Raw genomic sequence first — 14,764 nt, 5'->3', positions numbered from 1 at the left:
CTGTCAATTAAAGGGTTGTAAGTCGACGCGCGCCATCATCGCGGCCAACTGGGTACGGTCGGTGATCCCGACGTTGCTCTGGCTGACTGCCAGGGCAGCGACGGCGGTCGCCAGGCGCAGGGTATGCTCGCTGGATTCACGCATCAGCAGGCCGTAAATCAGGCCGCCGACCATCGAATCGCCGGCGCCAACGGTGCTGACCACTTCGACTGAAGGCGGTTTGGCAATCCACTCGCCGGAGGCGTTCACCCACAGCGCGCCCTCTTCGCCCAGGGAAATCACCACGTGGGCGATCCCCTGCTCGCGCAGCGCATGGGCGGCGTCGATAACGTCTTTCATCTCCGGCAGCTTACGGCCAGCCCAGATCTCCAGCTCGCGACGGTTCGGTTTCACCAGCCACGGCGCCGCTTTCAGTCCGGCAACCAGCGCTTCGCGGCTGCTGTCGAAAATGATGCACGGGCACTGGCTGCGCAGACGGGTCATCCAGTCGGTAAAGGCTTCCGGGCTGACGCCGGACGGCAGGCTGCCGCTGACGCAGACCATATCGAACTGCCCCAGCCAGCTCAGGGAGTCGTTGACGAAGCGTTCCCAGTCGCCTGGGGTGACTTCAAAGCCGGAGAAGTTGAAATCGGTCACTTCGCCATCTTTTTCCGTCAGCTTAACGTTGATGCGGGTCCGGCCCTGCACCACCTGGAAACGGTTGGCGATCCCCAGCTCGCTGAACAGCTGCTGAAAGCCATCCTGGTTGTCTTTCCCCAGGAAGCCGCCGACGGTGACGTCAATACCAAGATCTTTCAGCACTTTCGCCACGTTAATGCCTTTCCCGGCGGCGTGCAGGCCGGTGGTACGCACCAGGTTCACTTCACCGCGCTCGATCTCCGGGGTGAAGCCCACCAGATCGTACGCCGGGTTTAAAGTAATGGTTGCTACACGTCTGCTCATTTATGCGCCCTCCCCAAGGCCTGCGGCGATCGCTTCGCCAATCGCATCCAGCGCTTGTTGCGCATCCTCACCCTGCGCGGTAAAGCGCAGACGGTGACCTTTTTTCACACCCAGCGCCACGACCTTCATCAGGCTGCGGCCGTTGGCCGGCTTGCCGGAACCGTCGAGGTTAGTGACGGTGACGTCGCTGGAAAATTGTTTAATGGTGTTGACCAGCATGGTGCCCGGACGGGCATGCAGGCCGTGCTCATTGCGCACCACGAATTCGGCGCTCAGCACATCTTCGGCAATCGCGTCGTCGCTGGTCAGCAGCGCCAGCACGGTGGCGGCGTCGGCTTTCAGCAGATGGTCAGCTTTCTTGTCCAGCAGCAGCTTGCTCAGGCGGTTCAGCACCGCGGTTGGCTGATCGTCGGTCATCGCCACCGTGACCAGCAGGGAAACCGGCTGGTCGTCGCGGGTGAAGGCGGTGGCGGCGCGGCTGACCGCCACGGCGCTGCGCAGATTGCCTTCGGCGCTGTCGTTCAGCCAGATGCCCTGACCGAGGTTCAGCGGCGTATCGTTAATGACGTGGCTAACGAAGGCGGAATCCACAGCGCCTGCTTCTTTCAGACGCGCGGCGTTCAGCGCCTGCAGGGTCAGCAGATCGCTGGCCGCGACGTCGAGACTCAGGGTCTCGTTGTCCAGCTTCAGCGCTTCGCTCTGCTTCTCCCCCATCAGCAGCGCACGCAGCTCTTCCGCGGTGGTGGCGGACTGCAGCTGGGCGGCGACCGCGTCATCGCTCAGCACATGGGTCAGCTGACGCAGCAGGCCGAGGTGTTCATCTGAGCTGGCGGCAATCCCGATCGCCACATAGGCGGTCTGCCCTTCGCCCCAGGTGACGCCCTGCGGGAACTGAAACACCTGAACGCCGGTCTTCAGCACCTGGTCACGCGTATCCGTCGTGCCGTGCGGGATCGCGATCCCGTTGCCGAGGAAGGTCGAGGTCTGCTGCTCGCGCGCCAGCATGCCGTTCACGTAGCCATCGGCCACGTTGCCGGCGCTGACCAGCGCGGCGGCGACCTGCCGGATGGCCTCTTCTTTATTACCGGCCTGCTGGCCGGGATGAATATCCTGCACAGATAACTGGAACATGGTTCTCCTCTCCTGCTGAATTGAATCGTTTCAGCTAACTTGAGAAAAAAGGCGCCATCTGACGGTGAACGATATGCCGAATGACGCTGAAACGTTTCAAGAATTCTGTACCTTTCTTGCTCAACGCGCAAGGTACGTCAGCGACTTGATTGCAGAACTTAGAGGTACTGCACACTTTTGCTGAAGCCCTGGCGCCTGGCTGCGGTAAACGTCAGCTTTTTGCTGAACCCTCTATTTTGAAACGCCTTTTTAATTATTCGTGCCATACTACTGTTTATTTTCAGCCAGCAGGCGTAAACTCCGCGCCGTCTCCTGAAACTACAGAAAACCAAACACATGGAAAACCGAAGCGCCGCCCTTCCCCGACGCGGGTTCGATGTCACCTCTTCCGCCTTCCTGATCGTCGCCTTTCTGACGGGCATTGCCGGGGCGTTGCAGACGCCGACCCTGAGCCTGTTTCTGACCAATGAAGTGCATGTCCGCCCGGCGATGGTGGGTTTCTTTTTTACCGGCAGCGCCGTCATCGGCATTCTGGTCAGCCAGTTCCTCGCCGGACGTTCTGACCGTCAGGGCGATCGCAAGCAGCTGATTGTCGTCTGCTGCCTGCTGGGGGTGCTGGCCTGCGTGCTGTTTGCCTGGAACCGGAACTATTTCATTTTGCTGTTCATCGGCGTATTCCTTAGCAGCTTTGGTTCGACCGCCAACCCGCAGATGTTCGCCCTCGCGCGCGAGCATGCCGACAAAACCGGCCGCGAAGCGGTGATGTTCAGCTCCATTTTGCGCGCCCAGGTCTCCCTGGCCTGGGTGATTGGTCCCCCGCTGGCCTATGCCCTGGCGATGGGGTTTGGCTTTACCGCGATGTACCTCAGCGCCGCGGCGGCGTTTATCGTCTGCGGGATCATGGTCTGGCTGTTCTTGCCCAGCATGCGCAAAGCGAAGGCGGTGGCGACTGGCCGGCTGGAAGCCCCGCGCACGCACCGCCGCGATGCGCTGCTGCTGTTCAGCATCTGCACGCTGATGTGGGGCACCAACAGCCTGTACATCATTAATATGCCGCTGTTTATCATTAACGAGCTGCATCTGCCGGAGAAGCTGGCCGGCCTGATGATGGGGACCGCCGCCGGGCTGGAAATTCCCACCATGCTGATTGCCGGTTACTACGCCCGGCGCTTCGGTAAACGCTTTCTGATGCGCCTTTCCGCGGTGGCTGGGGTGCTGTTTTATGTGGGCATGCTGACGGTGCACACGCCGGCGCTGCTGCTGGCGATGCAGGTGCTGAACGCCATCTATATCGGGATCCTCGCCGGGATTGGCATGCTTTATTTCCAGGATTTGATGCCCGGGCAGGCGGGCGCGGCCACCACCCTCTACACCAATACTACCCGCGTCGGCTGGATCATCGCCGGCTCACTGGCGGGCGTGGTGGCAGAGATCTGGAGCTATCATGCGGTGTTCTGGATAGCGCTGGTTATGGGGATCGCCACGCAGGCCTGCCTGTGGCGGATCAGAGACGTATAGATAAGGTTGCCCGGCCGGAGCCGGGCAGTGCAGATTAGTGATCCAGATAGAGATAATGCAGCCAGCTGGTCATGCGCAGCAGAACCTTGCGCATAATCGACACATGGGCAAAATAATCGGTATATACCGCCGCCTGGGCGCTGACCCCGTCCGGTAAATGTTCCACTTCCGGATGGGGATCGAGGTCGATCAGCACGTAAATGCCCTCTTTCCCCGCCCCGGCGTTCAGCCCCTGCAGCGCGCCACTGGCCTGATAGCTGCCGTCCGGGACGGTCGGCAACACGCGCGATACCTTACCGCTGTAGACGCTGCCCGGCAGACCATTAAACACCACCTCCGCGCTGTCCCCGGCCGTCAGACGCAGGACCGAGTTCTGACGGAATACCGCCACCACCTGGCGCTTTTGCTGGGGAATAAACACCAGCACCGGCTTGAAGGGCAGACGCACCGCGGTCATCCCCGGCCGCGCCAGAAGCTGGGTGACGTAGCCGTCGCTCGGCGCGCGAACCACGGTTTGCGCCAGATTATACTCCGCCTCAAGGATCTGCGATTTCAGGCTGGCAATATTGGCATCCAGCCCGTGGTAGCGGCCGGATACCTGCTCTCTGGCGTTTTGTAATTGCGCTCTCGCCGCCTGCAGGACCGCCGCCTGGATCTGCACCTGCTGCCTGGCGTGAGTCACATCCTGTTCCGAAAAAGGATTCACCGGCATGGCCGCCCCCTGAGCATAGCGCTGGTTGTCACGGGTGACCCGGTCGTACTCCGCCTGCGCCTGCTGTACTCTGGCACGGGCATCGTCAATGGTCGCCTGCTTCGCCCGCAGCGTGGCCTCTTCGGCCGCCAGATCGGCTTTCAGCTTGTTCAGCCGCGCGCGGTAGCGGGTATCGTCGATGCGGAACAGCAGTTCGCCCTTCTTCATTAACACATTGGTTTTACTGGTGACCTCCACCACCTCGCCTGATACCTGGGGCACCATCGGAATGGAGACGACAATTTTTTGCGCTCGCATCGTATAGGGGTGGTTATAGTTCATCGTTAATATTAACGCGCCAACGACCACTATTCCGCCTAATATCGCTGTCGGGATTGTCCATTTATTTACTGGAATGCGAAATATCTTAAACACGCCCCAGGCAATGGCGACATAGCAAAGGATAATTAACAGATCCATATTATTTCTCGCTATTCTCCGCCGACGCCTGCTGGCTGTTTTTTAACGCCGCTTCAAGTAACGCAATGCGTTTTTCCAGCTCCGCTCGCTGCTGATGTCCCTCGGACTGCGAAGCCATCCCCCAGCCACGATCAGGCCGGTACAGCGTGGCCCAGATCCACAGGAAAGGCCAGATAGCATGCAGGGTAAACAGGCTTATCCAGCCCGCCACATGAATCGCGTCCTGATGGGGGTGCTGGCGTTTTTGCGCGATGTGATAGGGAATATCGTGGATAATAATAACTCCATAAAACAGTATGAGAAAAACCAGTATTAATACAAACAAAGCAAAATAATTAAGCAACATGGGGCATATACACTCAGTAAGCCAGCGGGAAGATCGTTATTTTTAATGACATCGAGAACCACAAAAGAATTAATAAAACGCACAGGTTTCCTTAAATAACCGACTGTTCACGGCAAAGGCCATCATACGTTCAGCAGATCAATAAATCACATGGCAATTCCGCCAAACCGGTATATCATTTTTGATATACCATCAATATCAGGCAGCGATAAGATGTTGAAAGACTTTAAAATGGATGAGCTAAGGATCCTCTGCGCCATCGCCGAAACCGCCAGCGTAAGCCGGGCAGCACAGCGCCTGAATATGCCCCAGTCTAACGTCTCACGGACGCTGACCAGCGTGGAGCGGAAAGTCGGCCTGGCCATTTTTCTGCGCACCGCCAGGGAACTGGTGCGTACCGAGTTCGGCGAGCAGTTTATTCACGCCAGCAGCGCCGTTCTTGAGCAGCATGAGCAGCTTATCAACCTCGCCGACCGTTATAAAAACACGCTGCAGGGCGTCGTCACCCTTGGGGCGCCCATCGGCATCCACCAGTTTCTCGGGCGCTATATTCTGCCGGCGCTAAGAAAAACGCTGCCGGAGCTGCAGATCAATCTGGTCACCCGCAACGCCAGCGAGCGGGAACAGAAATACGGCGCCATTTTCAATAGCGACTGCGATCTGCTGATAAGCCCCTTTAAGCCACAGAATGAAAACCTTATCGCCCGCCCCTTCACCCGCTTTCGCACCGGCGTTTTCGCCTCCCCGGATTACCTGGCGCAACACCCTATCGCCGAGCCGGAGGCGCTGGTGGATCATGAGTGCATCACCCTGCGCATGCTGGGCGGCAGCGACAATATCTGGACCTTCAAAAGCAAAAACGGCAAACCGCTCAATCTCACGGTAAAGGGGGGATTCGTGTGCGATAACACGCTGCCGGCGGTGGAGCTGGCGAAGCTGGGAATGGGGATCGTTTATGCGCCCTACTATTCACTCGCCACCGAGCTGGCGGCAGGACAGCTGGTTCCCTGTCTGAAGAAGGAGCGCTGCATCGATCTGCAGGCCTGGCTTATCTACCAGCGACGGGACATTCTTCCGCTACGCGTCCAGGCGCTGCTGGACGGCCTCAGCGTCCATATCAAAAACCTGTCTCATTTGCTGCTTTAAGCTCAAGGCGCGGTGGCCAGCTCAAGCTCCAGCAGCCAGGTGATGGCGTCATCACGATGAGTGAAGCACATCTCCGGCGAGGGCTGCAGGCTGGCGCACACCTTCGGACGCAGTGGGGAGCCGAAAATCAGGCACAGATTGTGCTCGGAGAGCTGAATACAGCGGGTATTGGCCGGCTTGCCCTGCGGCATGCCGGGGATCGGCGAGGATATAGAGGGGGCGATGCAACATGCGCCACAATCAGTACGACATTCCACAACCCAGCTCCCAAACGCTCATTTTGCGCCACAGCCTAAACGTTTTGCCAGAAGATAGCAAAACTCGCGAATTCCACTTGCCTGAACGCCCGGGCGCGAGTAGTTTTACGCGATATTTTTGACTCGTTAAGTGACAGGATTACTGCAATGCCAAGAGCGAATGAAATTAAAAAAGGTATGGTGCTGAATTACAACGGCAAGCTGCTGATTGTAAAAAATATCGATATTCAGTCACCCAGCGCCCGCGGTGCTGCGACACTGTATAAAATGCGCTTCTCCGATGTGCGTACCGGCCTGAAAGTAGAAGAGCGCTTCAAAGGCGACGATATCGTCGATACCGTGACCCTGACCCGCCGTTTCGTTGACTTCTCCTATGTCGATGGCAACGAATACGTGTTCATGGATAAAGAAGACTACACCCCTTACACCTTCACGAAAGAGCAGATCGAAGAAGAGCTGCAGTTTATTCCGGAAGGCGGCATGCCGGATATGCAGGTGTTGACCTGGGACGGCCAGCTTCTGGCGCTTGAGCTGCCGCAGACCGTGGACCTGGAAATTATCGAAACCGCGCCGGGTATTAAAGGGGCATCCGCCAGCTCCCGCACCAAGCCCGCCACCATGAGCACCGGCCTGGTGATTCAGGTGCCGGAATACCTGACCACAGGTGAGAAAATCCGCATTCATATCGAAGAGTGCCGCTATATGGGCCGCGCGGATTAATTTTCCGTGACGAGTTGACCAGAAAAAAGGACAGCCGCTGGCTGTCCTTTTTGTTATCCCCGTTGCCGCGATTACAGCAGCTCAGGGTATTTGGTCATCTTCAGCGCCAGCTCCACGCCGCGCACTTCCGCCATACCCTTGAGACGGCCAATCGCCGAATAGCCTGGGTTGGTTTTCTTGCGCAGATCGTCCAGCATCTGATGACCATGATCCGGACGGAACGGGATCGGGCGCAGATCGCCGGCCTGTTTACGCCGCTGCTCTTCACGCAGAATCGCATCCACCACCGCCACCATATTGACGTCGCCGCTAAGGTGCGCCGCCTCGTGGAAGGTTTTCGGGTTCGCCTCGCGGCAGGTGGCGCGCAGATGGGTAAAGTGGATGCGATCGCCAAAGGTTTCCACCATCTTCACCAGATCGTTATCGGCGCGGACGCCATAGGATCCGGTGCACATGGTAAAGCCGTTATTGATGCTGTCCACTGTCTCTTTCAGCCACTGCATATCTTCGATGGTCGACACGATACGCGGCAGGCCCAGGATCGGCCGCGGCGGATCGTCCGGATGCACTGCCAGTCGGATCCCCACCTCTTCGCACACCGGTACGATGGCCCGCAGGAAATAGGCCATATTTTCGCGCAGCTGCGCTTTATCGATGTGGTCATATTCCGCCAGGCGCGCGCGGAACTGGTCGAGGGTGTAGCCCTCTTCCGCCCCCGGCAGGCCGGCGATGATATTGCGGGTCAGTTTCTCAATGTCCGCTTCGCTCATCGCCTTATAATACGCCTCGGCCTGGCGCTGCTCTTCTTCGCTGTAATCCGCTTCCGCCCCCGGGCGTTTGAGGATATGCAGCTCAAAGGCGGCGAAGGCGATCTGATCGAAACGCAGCGCCCGGGAGCCGTCCGGCAGCTCATATTCCAGATCGGTGCGCGTCCAGTCGAGGATCGGCATAAAGTTGTAGCATACGGTATCGATGCCGCAGGCCGCGAGGTTGCGGATGCTCTGCTGATAGTTGGCAATCCAGGTCGCATACTGTCCGCTGTGGGTTTTAATATCCTCGTGCACCGGAATGCTTTCGACCACCGACCAGGTCAGCCCTTTCGCCGCTAACAGCGCCTGACGCTCTTTAATCTCGTCGACCGGCCAGACCTGACCGTTTGCAATATGGTGCAGCGCAGTGACGACCCCGGTCGCCCCCGCCTGTCGTACATCATCAAGCGATACCGGATCGTTCGGCCCATACCACCGCCAGGTTTGCTCCATCGCTATGCCCTCACAAAAGTTGTTATACCAATAATGGCGACAATCATGACGACTACCATACATGTTTCTCGTCAGACTGCAAACAGAGCCGGCGCATTGATTGATCCAGCTCACAGTCAGCGGATAATTTCGGCTTACCAATTTAATTTCCTGTCATATAACTTTAGACTGGCAATGTTAATAAGCAGTTAAACAGGTGTGTAAAGAATGACAACAATTGCAACCGCTACGCTACCGGAAAACGTGCAACGTCCTCAGTACGATCGCAGCCAGCTCCGCTCGCGTATTGTCCATTTCGGCTTTGGCGCGTTTCATCGCGCGCACCAGGCGCTGCTGACCGATCGCGTGCTGAATAACATCGGCGGCGACTGGGGGATCTGCGAAATCAGTCTGTTCAGCGGCGATACGCTGATGAGCCAGCTTCGCGAACAGGACCACCTGTTTACCGTACTGGAAAAAGGCGCCGACGGTAATCAGCCCATTGTTATCGGCGCGGTGCACGAATGCCTGAACGCCAGGCTCGATTCGCTGGCGGCGATTATCGAGAAATTTTGCGAGCCGCAGGTAGCGATTGTCTCGCTGACCATCACGGAAAAAGGTTATTGCATCGATCCGGCGACCGGCAAGCTGGATCCGACGCATCCGCGTATCGTTCACGATCTGGAAAATCCGACGCTGCCGCAGTCGGCTCCCGGTATTTTAGTTGAAGCGCTGGCCCGCCGCCGGGAACGAGGCCTGTCGCCCTTTACCGTGCTCTCCTGCGATAACATTCCCGACAACGGCCACGTAGTGAAAAATGCCGTCCTCGGCATGGCGGAAAAACGCAGTCCGGCGCTGGCGAGTTGGATCGCCGACAACGTTAGCTTCCCTGGCACCATGGTGGATCGCATTGTTCCCGCCGCCACCGCGGAGTCGCTGGCGGAAATCGCCGCCGTGCTGGGGGTGGAAGATCCCTGCGCCATCAGCTGCGAACCCTTCATTCAGTGGGTGGTCGAAGACCACTTTGTCGCCGGGCGCCCCGCCTGGGAGACGGCGGGTGTGCAGATGACCGACGACGTGCTGCCCTGGGAGCAGATGAAGCTGCGGATGCTCAACGGCAGCCACTCTTTCCTCGCCTGGCTTGGCTATCTGGCAGGTCATGCGCACGTCAGCGACTGCATGCAGGATGAGGTCTTCCGCCGCGCCGCCCGCCAGCTGATGCTTGACGAACAGGCCCCGACGCTGACCATTACCGGCGTCGATCTGGCGGCCTATGCCGACAGCCTGATCGCGCGCTTCAGCAACCCGGCGCTCAAACACCGTACCTGGCAAATCGCCATGGACGGCAGCCAGAAGCTGCCCCAGCGTATGCTCGACGGTATTCGCGTGCATCTTGAGCGCGGCAGCCGCTGGCCGCTGCTGGCCCTCGGCGTAGCCGGCTGGATGCGCTACGTCAGCGGTACGGACGATGCCGGTCAGGCCATCGACGTCCGCGATCCGCTGGTGGACAAGATCCAGCAGCGGGTGGCGCAGAGCGATGAGCAGCAGCGCGTTGACGCCCTGCTGGGTCTGGAGGAAATATTTGGCCGCGACCTGCCGCGCAACGCGCAGTTTGTCGCCGGGATCCGCGCCGCCTGGCAGCAGCTGGCGATGCACGGCGCCCGCGAGGTGGTTGCCCGCGCGCTCAATTCTTAACAATATTTGCGCTTATGCGGACAGAATTTCCTTCTGTCCGCCTCAGGACTTCTCTTTTCCCTCTTTTTTCGTCAGGATAGGCGTAACTGTTACAACATTACATTTATCCTGGAGAAAAGAGTGACCAGAACCAATTTGATCACCGGCTTTCTCGGCAGCGGTAAGACGACCTCGATTCTTCATCTGCTGGCGCAGAAGCCTGCGGATGAAAAATGGGCCGTACTGGTTAACGAGTTTGGCGAAGTCGGGATAGACGGCGCCCTGCTGGCCGACAGCGGCGCCCTGCTCAAGGAGATCCCCGGCGGCTGCATGTGCTGTGTCAATGGCCTGCCGATGCAGGTCGGGCTGAATACCCTGCTGCGCCAGGGGAAACCCGATCGTCTGTTGATTGAGCCCACCGGACTTGGCCATCCAAAGCAGATCCTCGATATCCTCACCGCGGCGGTGTATGAACCCTGGATCGATCTGCGCGCGACCCTGTGCATTCTCGATCCGCGTCAGCTACTGGACGAGAAAGCGGTCAACAACGACAACTTTCGTGACCAGCTGGCGGCGGCGGATATCATCGTGGCCAATAAAAGCGATCGGGAAACGCCCGAAAGCGCTCAGGCGTTTGTCGACTGGTGGCAACGCTGGGGCGGCGATCGCCGCCAGGTGTCGGCGACCCAGGGTAATATCGACCTGGCCCTGCTTGATGAACCGCGGCGCAACACCGCCCCGCTGCCGGCGAGCGCGGAGCACGCCCACCGCCATCCCCCAACAGCCGGTCTCGCCGCCCTTAGTCTGGCGGAACACCAGCGCTGGCGCCGCCACCTTAACAGCGGCCAGGGCTATCAGGCCTGCGGCTGGATCTTCGACGCGGAAACGGTCTTTGACACCATCGCCCTGCTGGAGTGGGCCCGGCTGGCGCCGGTGGCGCGCGTCAAAGGTGTGCTGCGCATTGCCGAAGGGGCGGTGCGGATCAACCGCCAGGGCGAGGATCTGCATATCGAGACCCTTAGCGTCGCCCCGCCCGATAGCCGCATCGAGCTTATCTCCGCCCATGAAGCCGACTGGAACGCGCTCCAGACCTCATTGTTGAGGCTTCGTTTAAGTTAAGGCGGCTAAGGTTGCCGCCGACTGTCACAAAATCGCAATGGCTATGATGAAAAACCGAATTCCTTTAATCCTGCTGCTTAACATCGCGGGTGTGGCGCTATTTTGCTCCTGGTATCTGCCAGCCAACCACGGCGCGTGGGCGCCGGTAGACGCCGCGATCTTCCATTTCTTTAACCATGGCGTCAGCGTCAGCCGCGCTTACGCCTGGCTGCTGGCGATCATCAACAATCGCGCCTTCGACGCCTGCTCGCTGCTGGCGATGGGTTGTCTGATGCTCAGCTACTGGCTCAAGGCGCCGGCGGCAAGCCGTCGTCAGATTGCCATTATGGGCGTGGTGATGCTGCTGGCGGCGGTGATCATCAACCAGCTGGCGCAGCACCTGATGCCGGTTCAGCGCGCCAGTCCGTCGCTGTTTTTTAACGGTGTCACCCGCGTCAGCGACGTCGTTAATTTCCCCACTAAGGATGCTTCCAAGGACAGCTTCCCCGGCGATCATGGGATGATGCTGCTGATCTTCGCGAGCTTTATGTGGCGCTATTTTGGCCGCCGCGCGCTGGCCGTGGCGCTGGTGATATTTGTGGTCTTTGCTTTCCCGCGGGTGATGATTGGCGCCCACTGGTTCAGCGATATTGCCGTCGGCTCTCTGACCGCCGTGCTGATTGGCGCGCCCTGGGTATTGATGACGCCGCTGAGCGATAAACTGATCGCCTTTTTCGATCGCTACTTACCCGGCGGAATATCGGCCAAATAAAGCCGCGGGCCGCCGCCAGGGGCATTATCTATAAGGGGACCTTTTGGGTCCCTTTTTTCAATTGTCCTTTTTTTCAACATCACGTTCATCTTCTTGTCACATTAATCCCGTGACAAATGAAGGAATTGTCTGTTTTTTGCCCGTAATTGCCGCAATTTTGGCCTTTCCCGATGATTCACTTTTTGTCACCAAAATACTTATAAGAAATCGCGCAAAACCGCTCGCCATGCGGCGTTTGATAGGGTAATCTCGTTCTCGTTTTGCCTTTTCCGCAACATTAATTCAGGCCCTGAATAAAATTGTGCGTGACTGCACAAATTTAAACTTAAGGAATTGTCTCATTGCGGATGGGTATTTAGGCTCTAACACGTTTGGCATTTTTTATAACGACATTGTCGTTAAGGACAACAAGGGAAAATAAACAGCATGGTCAAATCTCAGCCGATTTTGAGATACATCTTGCGGGTAGCCCCCGCGATTGCAGTAGCGGTTCTGCTTTCCGCGTGTAGTTCAACAAGTACCGCCAGGAATATGCATTCTGAGACGCATGCTGTGGGTAGTGGCGATTTATCATCACTGCAAGCCTCTCAGGATGAATTTGAAACGATGGTCCGTAACCTGGACGTGAAGTCCCGTTTAATGGATCAGTATGCCAGCTGGAAAGGCGTGCGTTACCGCCTCGGCGGCAGCACTCGCAAAGGTATCGACTGCTCGGCGTTCGTGCAGCGCACCTTCCGCGAACAATTTGGTCTGGAACTGCCGCGTTCAACTTCTGAACAGCAGGAAACCGGAAAATCGATTTCCCGTACCCAGCTGCGTACTGGCGATCTGGTTCTGTTCCGCGCCGGCTCTACCGGCCGCCATGTCGGGATCTACCTCGGCAACAACCAGTTTGTTCACGCCTCTACCAGCAGCGGAGTGACCATCTCCAGCATGGATGAGCCATACTGGAAAAAGCGCTACAACGAAGCGCGTCGAGTCCTGAGCCGCTCGTAAACTGTCCTCTACCGCCGCCGGTTATCCCTTGGCTGGAAGCGGGATAAAAAACACTGCCCCGGCAGTGTTTTTTTTTGCCACCTGATTCTGAACGACGCAAAATAAGCTATGTCTTTTAAGTGGGAATGAGAAAAACGACGACTGACAACCCGTTGCTGCGCATCAATAACACGGAAAGACTATAGCTATGCTGACTCGCTACTTTTCGCCCCAGCGTAAAACCTGGCTAACCAGCCTGTGCGTGGGCATTATCGTCGCGCTACTGGCTGGCAGCATTCAGTTTATGGTGATTTACCATAACCGGGCCGAGCGTTTCGACGCCATTATCAACAATGTTAATACCTATCTGAAAAGCTATTTTCACGACCTGCGCCAGACCATTGACGGCCTGCAGCCGCTGGTGGAGCAGCCCTGCGAGAATATTGACTCCGGGCTTACCTCCCATGCCGCGTTCAGCCCTAACGTCCGCGCTTTCCTGCTGGTCAAAAACGGCGTGGCCTTTTGCTCCTCGGCAACCGGCGCCATGAATACTCCCCTCACCCAGCTGATCCCGGCCATTGATATCCGCAAACCCCTTGATATGGCGATTTTGCCAGGCACGCCGATGATGCCGAAGAGCGCGGCGCTGGCGCTATGGGTAGGCAAACCCGGTGATGAAAACAGCGGCATTTTCGTGTCGATTAACGCCAATCTCACGCCGTATATCCTCTATTCCGCACGGCAGAATGATTTCAGCGGTATTGCGCTGGTCATCGGCCACACCGCTATCTCCACCTTCAGTAACCGGCTGGTGGATCCGCAAACGCTGCATAACGTGCCTATCCGCGAAGTGCAGATCGACGGTTTCCCCCTTAAGGTCTACCTGTATGCCAACAGCTGGCTGGCGGAAAATACGCAGTTTGCTCTGCTGCTCGGGGTGGTGTGCGGCCTGCTGGCGGGGCTGCTCTGCTATTACGTGCTGTCGATCAAATCCGATCCGCGAAAATCCATTCTGCTGGGGATCAAAAACAACCAGTTCTACGTCGTCTATCAGCCGGTGGTGAATGCCCAGACTCTGCGTATCAGCGGCGTGGAGGTCCTGATGCGCTGGCGCCATCCGGTGGTGGGCGAAATTCCGCCTGACGTCTTTATTAACCTCGCGGAAACCCAGCAGATGATCGTGCCGCTGACCGATCACCTGCTGGCGCTGATCGCCCGCGACGCGCCGGCGCTGAAGCGTATTCTGCCGCACGGCGTCAAGCTGGGGCTCAACATTTCCCCCGCCCATCTGCAGGCCGACAGCTTCCGCGACGATATGCTGCGCTTCGCCGCCGCGCTGCCCGCCGGCCATTTTCACGTGGTGCTGGAGGTCACAGAGCGGGCGATGATTGACAAAGAAAAATCGGTCGCTAACTTCGCCTGGCTGCACCAGCACGGTTTTGAAATCGCGATCGATGATTTTGGCACCGGGCATAGCGCGTTGATCTATCTCGAACGCTATAACTTCGATTATCTGAAGATCGATCGCGGCTTTGTGCAGGCGATCGGCACCGAAACCGTCACCTCGCCAGTGCTGGATGCGGTGCTGACCCTCAGCCGTCGGCTGAAATTGATGACCGTTGCCGAAGGGGTGGAGACCCAGGAGCAGGCGGAGTGGCTCCGCGCTCAGGGAGTGCATTTCCTGCAGGGGTACTGGATCAGCCGGCCGCTGTCGCTGGCGGCGCTGGTGGCCGCGCACGATGAACCCGCGAATTATTTCACAACGCGCTAAGT

14 protein-coding genes are annotated in these 14,764 nt (G+C 58.0%); 8 read left to right on the top strand and 6 right to left on the bottom strand.

Going from position 1 to position 14,764, the window contains the following annotated elements:
- Positions 1-3 precede the first annotated feature (3 nt).
- Together fruK and fruB are read right to left on the bottom strand one after the other, a co-directional pair.
- Entirely contained in the window at positions 4-942 is a 939-nt protein-coding gene (gene fruK / locus MKR05_RS17650) for a 1-phosphofructokinase (RefSeq protein ID WP_002912941.1), read from the bottom strand.
- Positions 943-2,073, bottom strand: coding sequence for a fused PTS fructose transporter subunit IIA/HPr protein (gene fruB, locus MKR05_RS17645; protein ID WP_023290452.1), 1,131 nt, complete (start codon positions 2,071-2,073; stop codon positions 943-945). It abuts the gene before it with no gap.
- A 336-nt stretch (positions 2,074-2,409) separates the two neighbouring features.
- On the opposite strand from fruB, the gene setB reads away from it, so the two are divergent.
- Positions 2,410-3,591 carry a sugar efflux transporter SetB gene (gene setB, locus MKR05_RS17640; protein ID WP_032453530.1) on the top strand — a complete coding sequence of 394 codons (1,182 nt, stop codon included), beginning with the start codon at positions 2,410-2,412 and terminating at the stop codon, positions 3,589-3,591.
- A 34-nt stretch (positions 3,592-3,625) separates the two neighbouring features.
- Here setB and MKR05_RS17635 read toward each other — a convergent pair whose 3' ends face one another.
- Positions 3,626-4,762 carry an HlyD family secretion protein gene (locus MKR05_RS17635; protein ID WP_068814686.1) on the bottom strand — a complete coding sequence of 379 codons (1,137 nt, stop codon included), beginning with the start codon at positions 4,760-4,762 and terminating at the stop codon, positions 3,626-3,628.
- A gap of 1 nt (position 4,763) precedes the next feature.
- Positions 4,764-5,108, bottom strand: coding sequence for a DUF3302 domain-containing protein (locus MKR05_RS17630; protein WP_032453532.1), 345 nt, complete (start codon positions 5,106-5,108; stop codon positions 4,764-4,766).
- A 213-nt stretch (positions 5,109-5,321) separates the two neighbouring features.
- Between MKR05_RS17630 and MKR05_RS17625 the strand changes: the two genes are divergently transcribed.
- Positions 5,322-6,254: a LysR family transcriptional regulator gene (locus tag MKR05_RS17625; RefSeq protein ID WP_032453533.1), complete on the top strand. Its 933-nt coding sequence runs from the start codon at positions 5,322-5,324 to the stop codon at positions 6,252-6,254.
- A gap of 2 nt (positions 6,255-6,256) precedes the next feature.
- Here the strand turns inward: MKR05_RS17625 and MKR05_RS17620 are convergent, their stop codons facing one another.
- Positions 6,257-6,511: a YkgJ family cysteine cluster protein gene (locus MKR05_RS17620; protein ID WP_023290454.1), complete on the bottom strand. Its 255-nt coding sequence runs from the start codon at positions 6,509-6,511 to the stop codon at positions 6,257-6,259.
- 147 nt (positions 6,512-6,658) lie between these two features.
- On the opposite strand from MKR05_RS17620, the gene yeiP reads away from it, so the two are divergent.
- Positions 6,659-7,231 carry an elongation factor P-like protein YeiP gene (gene yeiP, locus MKR05_RS17615; RefSeq protein ID WP_002912951.1) on the top strand — a complete coding sequence of 191 codons (573 nt, stop codon included), beginning with the start codon at positions 6,659-6,661 and terminating at the stop codon, positions 7,229-7,231.
- A 71-nt stretch (positions 7,232-7,302) separates the two neighbouring features.
- Here the strand turns inward: yeiP and uxuA are convergent, their stop codons facing one another.
- Positions 7,303-8,493 carry a mannonate dehydratase gene (gene uxuA, locus MKR05_RS17610; RefSeq protein ID WP_023290455.1) on the bottom strand — a complete coding sequence of 397 codons (1,191 nt, stop codon included), beginning with the start codon at positions 8,491-8,493 and terminating at the stop codon, positions 7,303-7,305.
- 207 nt (positions 8,494-8,700) lie between these two features.
- Here uxuA and MKR05_RS17605 point away from each other — a divergent pair, with 207 nt between their 5' ends.
- From MKR05_RS17605 to MKR05_RS17585, 5 genes are all read left to right on the top strand, one after another.
- A complete protein-coding gene (locus tag MKR05_RS17605) occupies positions 8,701-10,167 on the top strand; it encodes a mannitol dehydrogenase family protein (protein ID WP_171882372.1) in 1,467 nt (488 codons plus the stop codon).
- Between the two features lie 120 nt (positions 10,168-10,287).
- Positions 10,288-11,265, top strand: a complete 978-nt coding sequence (locus tag MKR05_RS17600) for a GTP-binding protein (RefSeq protein ID WP_023290457.1) — start codon at positions 10,288-10,290, stop codon at positions 11,263-11,265.
- A 37-nt stretch (positions 11,266-11,302) separates the two neighbouring features.
- Positions 11,303-12,016 carry a phosphatase PAP2 family protein gene (locus MKR05_RS17595; RefSeq protein ID WP_179207808.1) on the top strand — a complete coding sequence of 238 codons (714 nt, stop codon included), beginning with the start codon at positions 11,303-11,305 and terminating at the stop codon, positions 12,014-12,016.
- 426 nt (positions 12,017-12,442) lie between these two features.
- Positions 12,443-13,012: a bifunctional murein DD-endopeptidase/murein LD-carboxypeptidase gene (gene mepS / locus MKR05_RS17590; protein ID WP_004201653.1), complete on the top strand. Its 570-nt coding sequence runs from the start codon at positions 12,443-12,445 to the stop codon at positions 13,010-13,012.
- A gap of 187 nt (positions 13,013-13,199) precedes the next feature.
- Positions 13,200-14,762, top strand: coding sequence for a cyclic di-GMP phosphodiesterase (locus MKR05_RS17585; protein WP_023290460.1), 1,563 nt, complete (start codon positions 13,200-13,202; stop codon positions 14,760-14,762).
- Positions 14,763-14,764 lie beyond the last annotated feature (2 nt).

Origin of the sequence: Klebsiella sp. K5-204, assembly GCF_030128585.1 — a bacterium.
In the GTDB taxonomy this organism is placed as follows: Bacteria; Pseudomonadota; Gammaproteobacteria; order Enterobacterales; family Enterobacteriaceae; genus Klebsiella; species Klebsiella quasipneumoniae.
The sequence above is the reverse complement of the archived record's forward strand: the minus strand, read 5'-3'. Positions and strand labels throughout refer to the sequence as shown.